This window comes from Methylobacterium sp. WCS2018Hpa-22 (assembly GCF_031843785.1).
In the GTDB taxonomy this organism is placed as follows: Bacteria; Pseudomonadota; Alphaproteobacteria; order Rhizobiales; family Beijerinckiaceae; genus Methylobacterium.
In genome coordinates, this window is record NZ_JAVTJA010000019.1 from 70,134 (window position 1) to 82,996 (window position 12,863).

Genomic DNA, 12,863 nt, shown 5'->3' on the forward strand with positions numbered 1-12,863 from the left:
ACCTCAGGTCAGCACGACGACCCGCGTGCCGATCTCGACGCGGCCGTAGAGGTCGATCACGTCCTGGTTGATCATGCGGATGCAGCCGGACGAGACGCTGAGACCGATGGATTCCGGCTCCAGGGTGCCGTGGATCCGGTAGAGCGTGTCCTTGTTGTCCTGCCAGAGGTAATGCGCCCGCGCTCCGAGCGGGTTGCGGGAGCCGCCGGGCACGCCGAGGCCGCTCTGGAGCTGGGTCACCGAGCGGGCGAGCTTGGGCGTCCGCGCGATCATCTCCTTGGGCGGATACCAATCCGGCCACATCTGCTTGGAATTCACCGTCGAGACACCGGACCAGGAGAAGCCCTGCTTGCCGACGCCCACGCCGTAGCGTCGCGCCCGCCCGTTGGGCTGAACCAGGGTGAGGTGGTGCGCGCGCGGATCGACCACGATGGTGCCCGGAGGCTCCGCGCCCGTATAGGCGATCTCCTGGCGCAGGAAGTTCGGGTTCGCCTTGCGCCAGTTGAAGGCATGGACCGGGAAAGGCTCGTCGGTGATCGCCGCATAGGCCCGGGCGTAGTCGATCGGCCCATTATCCACCGGACGCGAGACGGGGTTGCCCTGGTTCGCCGGCGGCTGCTCGGCACGGCGGCGGGCGTTCGGATCGGCATAGGGATCCGAATCGGGGTCGTCCTCGAAACGCGGTGCGGTGGCGCGCTCGCGATAGGGCTCGTAGCGACCGCCACGGCGGCGATAGAGCCGTCCGGCCTCGTCCCGGTAGAGACGGTCGTCGTCATAGGGGCCGTATCCGTCGTCGGATTCGATGGCGAGGCGGCCACGGACCTGGGCCAGAGCGGCGAGCGGTGAACCGGCCAGGACCAGGGTCGCGCCGGCGCCGCTCAGCAGGGTCCGCCGGCTGAAGGGAAGAGTGGGACGCTCGATGAGGGGGCGTTCGGACATGAGGTACTCAAAGATGGGCCGCTCGCCAGGGCGCGAGGACTAAAGCCAAGATTGGGCGGTGACTTAGCAAGACCAGGGGCCGCCGTCACGCCGGGCCGTCGCTCATCAGCATTGCGGTACGATCGGACCGGCGGCACGGTCCGGGAAGGGAGAATCCACCGACCTTTCATCATGCCGCAAGAATATGCGGGAGATGTCCGATTTCATCGATCCTTGCGATTGCAAAAATATCCGTCCGCATCGACATAAGGCGCTGCATTTCAACACCATCACATCTTTGGAAGACGGACGAATCCTGTGCCGATCTCTTCTTTCGCACGCCTCGGCGCGTCGGTCCTGACGCTCGCCCTCGGGCTGACACTCGCGGGGGAGAGCCCCGCTTTCGCGGGTCCGAAGCCCGCCCTCTCGTCGCCGGCGGCCAAGGCCGTCGACTCCGCCAAAGCCAGAGCCTCCCGGACGAAAACCGCCAAAAGGTCGCGGACGGTCAAGGCCAACACGGTGAAGACGAAGTCTGCGCCCGTCGCCACCGGATCCCTCGCCAAGGAGGCCGCCGAGACCAGCTCGACGGAAGCGCCCGGCGTCACCTGGACATCGGCCGAGCCGGACGAACTCCGCTGCGGTCGCAGCCGCCGCAAGCTGTGGCAGGCGGGCGAAGGCTGGGTGGTCAAGAACGTGACGGTCTGCCGTTAAGCGTCTTTGCGACAAGCCGAGGCGGGCCGCCGGGTAGGACCGGTGGCGGCGGCGCGCTACAAGCCTCCTCGCCGCACAGACGATGTCCGGGCGAGTTGGAGGCGAAGACGTGATCCGCGTGCTGCATACGGGCGACTGGCATATCGGGCAGTCACTGCGCGGCTATTCGCGCACCCACGAGCATGCGAGGGCGCTGGCCCATCTCGAAGCCATCGTCGTCGGCCACGAGGTCGACGCCCTCGTGGTGGCGGGCGACGTCTACGACAGCCAGAACCCGTCGGGCGAGGCGCAGGCTTTGCTCTACGAGGTGCTGGTGCGCCTGCACCGGGCGCGCCCTTCCATGACCATCGTCCTCACCGCCGGCAATCACGACGCGGCCGGGCGTCTCGAAGCGCCGAGCCCGATCCTCGAGGCCATCAGGGTTCGGGTCATCGGCAATGTCCGCCGCCGCGACGGCGCCCTGTCCATCGAGCGTCATCTCGTGCCGATCCTCAGGAACGGCCATGTGGCGGCGCAGATCCTGGCCGTGTCCTATCCCACCGCCGCCTGCCTGCCGCCCCTACGCCGGGAGGAGGGCTCCCCCATCGTCCGGGCCGTGCGGGCCCTCTACGCCCAGGTGATGGAGGCGGCGACGCCGCATCTCTCCGGCCTGCCGCTTCTCCTCACCGGGCATCTGCACGTGGCCGGGGGAACCGAATCGGAGGGGGCCGAGCGCCGCATCCTGGTGGGGGGCGAACATGCCGTGCCGCCCGACGTGTTCCCGGGGGAGGCCGATTACGTGGCGCTGGGCCATCTCCACAAGGCCCAGACCATCGGTGGCGGAATGGTGCGGTATTCCGGCTCGCTGATCCCGCTCTCGGCCACCGAGCAGCCCTACGCGCATGGGGTGAGCCTCGTCACCCTCGGCGATGGACCGGCCCGGGTGGAACACATCCCGATCCCGCGCCCGGTTCCGTTCCTGCGCCTGCCGCCGCGCGGCGACATGCGGCTCTCCGAACTCGGCGACCATCTCAAGGCGCTGGGCCTCGACCCGGCCCTGCCGATGGAGGAGCGGCCCTATATCCAGGTCCGCCTCGCCCGCGAGGGGCTGGGGCCGGGCCACCGGGCGGAGGTGGACCGGGTCGCCGAAGGCTTCCCCGTCCGCATCGTCGATACCCGCGTGACGGCGGCGGCCGATCCGGTCGCGGAGGCCGTCGACGCGGCGCCGCTGGTGCGCCTGTCCGAGCGCGACCCGGAAGACCTCTTCCGCCTCGCCTTCGCGCGCGTGCGGGGCACCCCGCCGGAGCCGGCGCATCTAGAGGTGTTCCACCGGGTCCGGGCCGAGGCCGAGGCCTGAAACCGTCAGCAATTTGATCGGATTGATCGGCGAATGCCCATGGCAAGGTCGATCATCCAAGCCGAGCGCCTCAGGATGAGGTGAAGCCTTGGACAAACACCTTAAACAGGCTCTCGGGGGGTCGGTCCCGACGAACCGGTCCTTGTCACGCCGCCGTTACCCTGTACATATTATAATTCGATTGTGCGCCATCGAGTTTTGCCGGCCCATGCCGATGCGAGCCGGGCGACGGGGGAAACAGCGCCATGAAATCTACGATCGTCGCCACCGGCTGCGCCATGGCGCTCGCCCTCGCCTCTCCGGTTCAAGCCGAGGAGGCGGATGCCGCCGCCATCGTCAACGGCCAGTTCGTGGCCGGCGGCAACAAACCCGGGGTGCGGGCCAGCGGCGCCAAGGGCGTCTGCCTCACCGGGCAGTTCACGCCCTCGGCCGAGGCGGCGGGGCTGTCGAAGGCACCGCATTTCGCCAAGCCCGTGCCGGTGACGGCGCGCTTCTCCATGGGCGGCAGCAATCCGAACGTGTCGGACAAGGCCAAGCCGGTGACGCGGGGCTTCGCCATGCGCCTGCGCGACCCGGCGGGCGACCTCGTCCTCGTCATCATTTCCGCGCCGGTCTTCTCGGCGCGCACGCCGCAGCAGCTGTTCGATTTCGTCTCGGTCCGCGCGCCCGGCCCCGACGGCAAACCCGATGCCGAGAAGGTCAAGGCTTTCGCCGCCGCCAATCCGGAGACCACGAAACAGGCGGCCTGGCTCAATGCGCGCCCGGTTCCGGCGAGCTATGCCGGCGTCGATTACTGGGGCGTCCATGCCTATACGCTGACGAACGCCAAGGGCGAGGCGCAGGTGGTGAAGCTGAAGACCGTCGCGGATGCGGGACAGCTCGGCCTGAGCGAGGACGACCTCAAGGCCAAGCCCGACAGCTTCTATGCCGATGAGTTGAAGGACCGCCTCGCCAAGGGGCCGGCCACCTTCTCCCTGGTGGCGATCCACGGCGAGGCCGGCGACCCCACCGCCGACCCGACCGCTCTGTGGCCCGAGGACAGCCGCAAGAGCACGACGCTCGGCACACTCGCGATCACGGCTCTCGAGCCCGCCGCCACCTGTGACGCGGCCACGTTCGATCCGGTGGTGGACCTCCCCGCCGGCATCGCCGGCCCGGCCGACGACCCGATGTTCGCGATCCGCTCGCCGGCCTATGCGGTGTCGCTGTCGCGCCGCGCCCAATAGAGAGACGCTCGACCCGCCTGCCCGGTCGCGAAGGGATCACGCGACCGGGCAGGCCGGAGGACGGTGCGGGCGTCAGAAGATGAAGCTGCCTTCCGTCACGGAATCGGCCGTGATGCCGAGCAGGATGATCTTGTTCGAGGCTCCGGTGTCACCCGTGAAGGTGATGATCGTGTTAGCCTCGCCGTGGAACGATCCGATCTTCACGTCATCTATGCTGCCCGTGATGACACCGATGTGGAGCACATCCTCGGTCACATCGAACTTGCGGATGACATCGCGGCCATCGCCCGAGACGAACTCGAAGGTGTCGGCACCCGCGCCGCCGAAGAGGGAATCGCCGCCCTTGCCGCCGGTGATGTCGTCGCTGCCCTTTCCAGCCACGATGCGGTCGGCGCCGTCCGTGCCGGTGATCGTGGAGCCGCCAACGGCCAGGCTCTGCGAATAGATCTTCGCACCGATATCGACGCCCGTCATGCTGAGGGCCGCCCCATCGCGGACATAGACCTTCTCGATGCTGGCCAAGCCGGTGAACGAAGCGTCGGTCAGGGCGACGGCACTGCCTTTGTTTACGAAGAGCAGGTCCGTCCCCTCGCCACCATCCACCATCACGGGCGAACTGCTGATGACGAGGCGATCGTTGCCATCCCGACCGTACAATTCGTCGGAACCGCCATTGCCGTTCAGCGTATTGGCGCCGACGGTTCCGTAAAGGACATCGTCGGACGCACTGCCGAGGATGTTCTCGAACTCCTCATATCCATCAATCAGCGCGCCAGGGCCGAAATCGAGCGTCCTAGCTTCCGCATTGATGAATTGTTGATGCCCAGACGTAGAATCATTAGGATCGAAGTCCCAATTCTACGTATAGTGAAATTTAGCCATCTCAATATCCAAAGAACAGATTCGATCTGAAATTTTATAGATTGATATGATTTGCATAATTTATAATACAGTTATAGCTCGGTCCGGATTTCTCTGGATAAACCGCTCCCGAGCGAGAAGCCGGTCTCCCGCGGGCGGGTGAAGAACGCCACCCTCGCGTCGGGCCGCACAGAAGGGAGACGAGGGTTCGGGTGCCGAATTCACCCCTACCCGGAGGCGATCATGTCCTTGATCCGGCCGGCCAGTGCTTCCATCACGAAGGGCTTGGTCAGCACCTGCATGCCGGGCTCGAGATGCCCGTTGCCGACCACGGCGTTCTCGGCATAGCCGGTGATGAACAGGATCTTGAGGTCGGGCCGCGCCACCCGAGCCGCGTCGGCCATCTGGCGGCCGTTCATGCCGCCGGGCAGGCCGACATCGGTGACGAGGAGGTCGATGCGCACGTCCGATTGCAGCACCTTGAGCCCGGAGGCGCCGTCGGCCGCCTCGATGGCGGTGTAGCCGAGCTCTTCGAGGACCTCGGTCACGAGCATGCGCACGGTGGGCTCGTCGTCGACGATGAGCACGGTCTCGCCCCGTTGCGCGCGCGGCGCGGCGGCGAAGGCGCCGGCCTCGTCCACCTCGGAGGCTTCGCCGTAATGGCGCGGCAGGTAGAGGCACATGGTCGTGCCCTCGCCGAGTTCGGAATAGATCCGCACCTCGCCGCCCGATTGCCGCACGAAGCCGTAGATCATCGACAGGCCGAGGCCGGTGCCCTCGCCCAGCGGCTTCGTCGTGAAGAACGGATCGAAGGCGCGGGCGATCACCTCCGGCGTCATGCCGGTGCCGTTGTCGCTGACGCAGAGGGAGAGATACTGGCCCGGTTCGAGGTTGCGTTCGCGGGCGGCATGCCCGTCGAGCCATTTGTTGGCGGTCTCGATGGTGAGGCGGCCGCCATCCGGCATGGCGTCGCGCGCGTTGATGCAGAGGTTCAGCAGCGCGTTCTCGAGCTGGTTGGGGTCTACCAAAGCCGGCCACAGGCCCGCTGCGCCGACCACCTCGATCGTCACCGCCGGCCCGACCGTGCGGCGGATTAGTTCCTCCATCCCCGAGACCAGGGCGTTCACGTTGGTGGGCTTCGGGTCCAGCGTCTGGCGCCGCGAGAAGGCGAGCAGCCGATGGGTCAGGGCCGCCGCCCGGCGCGAGGCGCCCTGCGCCGCGTTGATGTAGCGGTCGAGTTCGGTCAGGCGCCCCTGCGCCATCCGGGTCTGCAGCAATTCGAGACTGCCCGAAATGCCGGTGAGCAGGTTGTTGAAGTCGTGGGCGATGCCGCCGGTGAGCTGGCCCACCGCCTCCATCTTCTGCGATTGACGCAGGGCTTCCTGGGTCTGGGCGAGAGCGGCCTCGCGGGCCTTCTCCTCGGTGATGTCGCGGGCCACCGCGTAGAAGACGTCGCCCACCGGCGCGCTGACCCAATCGAACCAGCGATACTCGCCGGCCGCCGTGCGGATCTGGTTCTGGTGCCGCATGGTGCGGCCCTGGCGCATCGCCTCGACGACACCGGCGCTGACATCGAGGAAATCCGGGTGGATGATCTGCCAGAACGGCATCGCCAGCAGGGTCGCCTCGTCGTAGCCGAGCATCTTGCTCCAGGCCGGGTTCACGCTGAGGAACTGGCCGCCCAGGGTGCCCGACATCAGCAGGTCGGGGATCAGCGTCCAGATCCGCACGCGTTCCTGGATGCGCTCGGCGATCTCGCGTTCGAGCTCCGCCCGCGAGCGGGCCAGCACGTCGCGCGCCTCGACGATGTCCTGGATCTCGGTGCAGGTGCCGAACCAGCGCACAATCCGGCCGCCTGTGTCGCGCACGGGCTGCGCCCGCCCCAGCACCCAGCGGTACTGGCCCGACCGGTGCCGCAGGCGATACTCGATATGGTAGGGCTCGCCCGTCTCCAGGCTATGGCGCCACACCGTCCAGGCCTTGTCCCGGTCGTCGGGGTGGAAGAGGCCGTTCCAGCCCGCGCCGTCGGTGGAACCCGCCGGGACGCCGGTGTAGTCGTACCAGCGTTGATTGAAGTAATCGTGGTGCCCGTCCGGCAGGGTCGACCACACCATATGGTCGATGGAATCGGCGATGGCCTGGAAACGCCCTTCGCTCTGGCGCAGGCGCTCCTCCGCCTCCCGGCGCTCGTCGATGTCGATGACCGAGCCGACATAGCCGAGGAATTCGCCCTCCGTGCCGAAGCGCGGGGTCGCCGCATCGATGGCCCAGCGATAGGTGCCGTCGGCCCGGCGCAGGCGATACTCGACCCGGAAGGGCTCGTGCGAAGCATTGGCGGACAGGAAGGTGTCCGCCGCCAGCCCCTCGTCGTCGGGATGCGTCGCCCTGGTCCAGCCGAGGCCGAGGGCCTCCGCCTCGGTCTGCCCGGTGAACTCGTACCAGCGCCGGTTGAGGTAGATGCAGGACCCGTCGGGAATCGTGACCCACATCATCACGGGAGCGTGGTCCGCCATGTTGCGGAACCGCGCCTCGCTCTCCGTCAGCGCTTCGGCCTGCGCCCTGCGCTGGGTCTCGTCCCGGGCGATCCGAAGGAAGCCGGGCGAGCGACCCTGCAGGTCCGGCGGCAGCCGGTGGAGGGAGCCGGCGAGGAACACGCGCGTCCCGTCCGAACGCTGGTGCCAGCGCTCGGCATCGGCGCGGCCGGTCTCGACAGCCCTGGAGATCTCCCCGGCATCGATCCCCTTCGCCCGGTCCTCCTGCGTGAAGATCATCGAACCGTGACGGCCGAGCGCATCGGCGACGCTCCAGCCGAGAACCTCGACGGCGCCGGCCGACCAGCTCGTGATGACGCCCTGCGGGTTCATGGTGAAGACGACGTGGTCGCGCGCGCCCTCCATCACGAGGCGCAGGCGCTCCTCACGTTCGCGCAGGGCCTCTTCGGACGCTCTGCGCTCGCTGATGTCGCGGTAGAAGACAGAGAGGCCGCTTCCCGACGGGTAGACCCGCACCTCGATCCAGATGTCCTGCTGCGTCGAAGTATGGCGGTAGGTGAGTTCGGCCGAGGCCCGCTCGGCCATGGCGCGGCGGTAGAGCGGCCAGGTCGGCATCCGCTCGGCATCCGGCCACACGTCGAGGAGGTGACGGCCGAGGATCGCCTCGGAGGGGCGCCCGTCGAGGCGCAGGCCCTCGGCGTTGATGCGGCGGACACGGAAATCGCGGTCGAGCAGGAGGAAGCCCTCGCCCATCCCGTCGAGGACGCCCCGCACCTCGGCCTCGCTCTCGCGCAGCCGGGTCTCGGCGCCGACCCGGCCGGTCGTCTCGGTGCAGGCGCAGAAGAAACCCGCGACGGAGCCGTCCTCTTCCCGCACCGGCGTGTAGGAGAAGGCGAAATGCGTCTCCTCCGGGAAGCCGTTGCGTTCCATGACGAAGGAGACATCGTCCATCTGGATGGAGAGTCCCGCATAGGCATCGGCGACGATGGGTGCGAGGTCGCTCCAGATCTCCGACCAGACCTCCGCGATGGGACGCCCCATCGCGTCCGGGTGCTTGTGGCCGAGCAGCAGCGCATAGGCGTCGTTGTAGAGGACGATCCGCGACGGCCCCCAGGTGATGAACATGGGCTGGCGCGAGGCGACCATCATCGCCGTCAGCGTGCGGAGGGAAACAGGCCAGGACTCGAAGGGTCCGAGGGGCGTCGCAGACCAATCCGCGGCCTCGATCAGCGCGCCGCACTCGCCGCCGTTCACGAGGACACTCACTGCCACCCTTCCTTCGTCGCCATGCTCGATGCAGGATGGCCCGATGCGGGATCGGATCGCGCGCCCGCACAGAATCGATGCCTCTGCCAACGGCCAAGGTCGATCCGCCGTTCCCCGCCGGAGCCCGTGCCAAGGGGGCCTTCACCGGGGGGAAGGTCTCGCATCGTCATCGCGGCCCGATGACACGAGCCGGTGTCCAATGTCAAAGTCGCGGCGCCTGCCGGTCAGTATCTCCGTTTGAAAGGTCGTCCTGAAAGATCGCCCCCAGGCTCCCGTTCCGATTCCTGGTGGTGGAAATCCGACGCTTGGTACCTATCGCTCAACGTCCGAGACGGGTGGATTTTTGCCAGTCTGCTTTTGGGCGAGGAACGCCCTTGGCGGGCATCATCCAAAGCTTCGTCGGACTCCCACTTGAAAGCTTAGATCAATGAGCGGGAGACGCCGGCACCGATCTGAGGAGCCGACCCCGATGAGGTCCTCACGTCTCGCCCAGCTACGTCCAGACGTTCTGCACCGTCCCCTGTCCGCCGATCCGCTAGGGCTCGCGCCGCTTGCTACACCACGCCTGAGGTGAGGTGCCGTGACAAGACGGCCAAATGCTTGTGAGGGCTCGAGAGCGGAGAACCCATCCCGGCCGGCGGCGACCCGTTCCTGTGAGGCGCGTGCAACGTGCTGGCAGACCACCCACGGCGATATGTTGCGTAGGTGGCCCAGAGCCCTGAGTATCAAGAAGCCCTGGCCGAACGCAAAGTGTCCGGCCAGGGCGTGTCACGGGCTTACGCCACCAGGAAGTCGGCGTGGGTCAGCATGACCTTGGTGTCGATGACGGCGAACTGGATGGCCGTCTTGGCCGTGCCGCTTCCATCGGCGTCGTAGGAGAGCGCACCGGTGTCGTGGTTGTAGAGGATGCGGTCGTTGGAATCGACCACGGCGCCGGTATTGCCGAGATCCTTGAAGGCGCTCGACGCGAGGCCACCCGCCGAGAGGGCGGTGAACACGTCCCGCGCCAACTGGATCGTGTCATCCGCCGCCGCGAAATCGGTGAGGCGGTCGATGTTGCTTGAACCTAAGGCCGTCGAGAACACGAAGGTGTCGTTGCCGGCGCGGCCATAGAGTAGATCAGCGCCAGCGCCACCGTCGAGGGTGTTGGCACCCGCATTGCCCACCAGGGTGTTGGCAAGTTCGTTGCCACTGAGATTGATCGCGGTGGTGCCGGCCGCACTCGTCGTGTCGAGCCGCTCGATCTCCTGACCGGCTCCGAGCGCGTAGCTGATGTTCGTCAACACCCGGTCGGTGCCGCCATCCGCCACCTCGAACACGCGGTCGCCCGCAGTGTCGACGAGGTAGGTGTCGTTGCCGGCGCGGCCATAGAGCAGGTCAGCGCCAGCGCCACCGTCGAGGGTGTTGGCACCCGCATTGCCCACCAGGGTGTTGGCAAGTTCGTTGCCACTGAGCTTGATCGCGGTGGTGCCGGCCTCACTCGTCGTGCCGAGCCGCTCGATCTCCTGACCGGCTCCGAGCACGTAGCTGATGCTCGTCAACACCCGGTCGGTGCCGCCATCCGCCACCTCGAACACGCGGTCGCCCGCAGTGTCGACGAGGTAGGTGTCGTTGCCGGCGCGGCCATAGAGCAGGTCAGCGCCAGCGCCACCGTCGAGGGTGTTGGCACCCGCATTGCCCACCAGGGTGTTGGCAAGTTCGTTGCCGCTGAGCTTGATCGCGGTGGTGCCGGCCGCACTCGTCGTGTCGAGCCGCTCGATCTCCTGACCGGCTCCGAGCGCGTAGCTGATGCTCGTCAGCACCCGGTCGGTACCCCCACCCGCCACCTCGAACACGCGGTCGTCGGCAGTGTCGACATAGTAGATATCGTTGCCGCCGAGCCCCTGAAGCGTGTCGGCTCCAGCCTTGCCGTCGAGGATGTTGGCGCCGCCATTGCCCAGGATCGTGTTGGCCAGCGCGTTACCGGTGCCGTTGATGGCGGCGGTGCCGGTGAGTGTCAGGTTCTCGACATTGGCCGCTAACGTGACGCTGACGGACGAGCGGACAGTGTCTGTGCCGGCATTGGCCGCCTCGACGACGACATCCCCGGCGTTGTCGACCACGTAGGTGTCGTTGCCGACGCCGCCCACCATCCGGTCCGCGCCCCTACCGCCGTTGACGATGTCGTTGCCGGCCAAACCGAGGATGACGTTTTTCCCTTCGTCACCCGTGAGCCGATCGCTGAACTCGCTGCCTTCGAGGTTCTCGATGTTCAGGAGGCGGTCCTTTTCCGCCGGGATCGTTGTTATGATGGGAGGGGGGGTGATGATGACTCCCCCCTCGGAGGGGAAAGGGTCTGGTTGAAAGACGATCGTCTTTTCTGGGACGACCGCCTGCCAGTCCTGCTCATCGAGGGACACGATCACGCCGGCCTTCGCCGATTTGTAGCTCGCGATGTCGACGCCGTCGCCGCCGTCCATACGGTCGTCGCCGACGCCGCCGTCGAGCCGGTCGTTGCCCGTGCCGCCGATCAGGATGTCGTCGCCGCCGTTGCCGTGAAGGGTATCGTTGCCGTCGCCCTCTGCGCTGTAGACGATCCCGCCGCCGCCGCCCCGGAGCGTGTCGCCGCCTTGGCCGCCGAAGAGGGTGTCGTTGCCTTTCAGGCCCTCAAGCGTGTGAGGGGCGAGCAACTTCTCACCCCATTTGGTGGTGATCACATCAAGGCTCGAATCAGCCCGAAGATTGGTGTCGTCGTTGTTCGTACCCTTGATATGCTGACCTTGCGTCAAGCTCAGCAGGGCAGCGGCAGCTTTTTCAAGCTTTTCAATGCCTCTTGCTTCTCTGAAATAATTGTTGAAGGTATCTTCTTCTAATTTATTGAAATCAGTCAAAAAGTTCGGTTTTGTTGTTTGCTCTACAGGTGCTCGCCTTATGTATAGATCCTTGATGGCGCTATAATCAGTCACTTCTCTTAGGGATTGAGATCCATTGGCGTAAATGAGGGTTGTCGCATCGAGCATCTGCTGTACCGATGCAGTCCCCTTATCCCCTGCGAATATTTCGGCCTGAAAAATCGATCCGGACGCCGGCTCGTAGGAAACCCTGATCCATACTTGCGTGAAACCACCGGATTGCCTCTCATACACATCGAGCTTCGCCGGCATATTGTTCTGAGCGGACTCTTCGAACTTTTCGATACCCGTGGACAGCGATTCAATTGCCGTCTGCAATGTCTCTTTATATTGTGCGCTGGACGTTGCCCCATCGCCGATCTCGCGAATGACGGCAATTCGAGTGGTAATTGCGGATAACAGCGCCGGAACGGCAATGGCGGCATCGGCATTGCTATCCAAAAGATAGTTCTTTGCCCGTGTGACCGCAGATGTCGAGAGTCTTTCCGCCTCAAACAGGTAGCTGTTTGCCAGTTCAGGATCGCTTGTTGTTAGGTACTGATGGACGTAAGTTTTAGCATCGCTTACGTCGGACTTGATATTTGATAGAATATTTCGATCGATATCGTTCCTAATTTCATCGACTGCCGCAAGTACCTTTTTGTTCAGCTCGACGATCTGATCGAGCTGCTCGCTCATTTCATCCAGGCGTTCCACGGTCGGATCCGTGTCTGCACCACCGAAGAGCTGGGTCAATTCTTTAGGGAGTTCGACACCAGGAATCAGCGAGACCAAGTTGACGGCTAGATTTGCAACGTTCAAGGCCGCGTCGAAATATTCGAACTTCAGCCCTTTGCTTACCGAGTTAGCCATTGTATTTCCCCCCTCTTAATTAAATATTTCGAGAGGCATTAGCACGATGCGCGACAGACGCATATGAAGGGATTCTACTGTTGCGCTCGGAAGTCTTGGCGTAGCGTCTCATCGCATCGTTTGTGGCGCGATGTCACACTCCAGCCTCCCTTAGGATTGGTGGAGCCATGTTCCTATGTCGGCTTTCGAGCCCGACAAAAACTGCTTCTCACGGTGGTGTTGGGGCGGGACCTGTCTGTCCGTTCTACGGCTGGCTTGGGTGGAGGCTGTGTGAAAAGAGGACGCCAAGCTGGGGCTGTCCGGCCGCTTG

General features: G+C 65.4%; 7 protein-coding genes. 3 read left to right on the forward strand and 4 right to left on the reverse strand.

All coding sequences use genetic code 11. The features are described 5' to 3' along the window. Positions 1–3 precede the first annotated feature (3 nt). On the reverse strand, positions 4–939 hold the full coding sequence (locus tag RQI43_RS21260) for a L,D-transpeptidase (RefSeq protein WP_056422644.1): 936 nt from the start codon (positions 937–939) through the stop codon (positions 4–6). Positions 940–1,236: 297 nt separating this feature from the next. On the opposite strand from RQI43_RS21260, the gene RQI43_RS21265 reads away from it, so the two are divergent. The 3 genes from RQI43_RS21265 (at position 1,237) to RQI43_RS21275 (ending at position 4,191) form a co-directional block, all read left to right on the forward strand. Further along, positions 1,237–1,629: a hypothetical protein gene (locus RQI43_RS21265; protein ID WP_311276507.1), complete on the forward strand. Its 393-nt coding sequence runs from the start codon at positions 1,237–1,239 to the stop codon at positions 1,627–1,629. A 109-nt stretch (positions 1,630–1,738) separates the two neighbouring features. Then, positions 1,739–2,965 (forward strand): exonuclease SbcCD subunit D, encoded by a 1,227-nt coding sequence (locus tag RQI43_RS21270; RefSeq protein ID WP_311276508.1) that lies wholly within the window; start codon positions 1,739–1,741, stop codon positions 2,963–2,965. A 245-nt stretch (positions 2,966–3,210) separates the two neighbouring features. Then, a complete protein-coding gene (locus RQI43_RS21275; RefSeq protein ID WP_311276509.1) occupies positions 3,211–4,191 on the forward strand; it encodes a catalase family peroxidase in 981 nt (326 codons plus the stop codon). A gap of 72 nt (positions 4,192–4,263) precedes the next feature. Here RQI43_RS21275 and RQI43_RS21280 read toward each other — a convergent pair whose 3' ends face one another. From RQI43_RS21280 to RQI43_RS21290, 3 genes are all read right to left on the reverse strand, one after another. Further along, complete coding sequence (locus tag RQI43_RS21280; RefSeq protein WP_311276514.1) at positions 4,264–5,001, reverse strand: calcium-binding protein; 738 nt, start codon at positions 4,999–5,001, stop codon at positions 4,264–4,266. A 278-nt stretch (positions 5,002–5,279) separates the two neighbouring features. Then, the gene (locus RQI43_RS21285) at positions 5,280–8,810 is read right to left on the reverse strand and encodes a PAS domain S-box protein (RefSeq protein ID WP_311276510.1); all 3,531 of its coding nucleotides are present in this window, start codon (positions 8,808–8,810) and stop codon (positions 5,280–5,282) included. Between the two features lie 776 nt (positions 8,811–9,586). Next, positions 9,587–12,553: a hypothetical protein gene (locus tag RQI43_RS21290; protein ID WP_311276511.1), complete on the reverse strand. Its 2,967-nt coding sequence runs from the start codon at positions 12,551–12,553 to the stop codon at positions 9,587–9,589. Between the last annotated feature and the right edge of the window lie 310 nt (positions 12,554–12,863).

What these genes read in the sequence shown, in the direction of transcription:
- RQI43_RS21260 (WP_056422644.1), bottom strand. Translation starts at nt 939, where the DNA reads ATGTCCGAACGCCCCCTCATCGAGCGTCCCACTCTTCCCTTCAGCCGG.
- RQI43_RS21290 (WP_311276511.1), bottom strand. Translation starts at nt 12,553, where the DNA reads ATGGCTAACTCGGTAAGCAAAGGGCTGAAGTTCGAATATTTCGACGCG.
- RQI43_RS21275 (WP_311276509.1), top strand. Translation starts at nt 3,211, where the DNA reads ATGAAATCTACGATCGTCGCCACCGGCTGCGCCATGGCGCTCGCCCTC.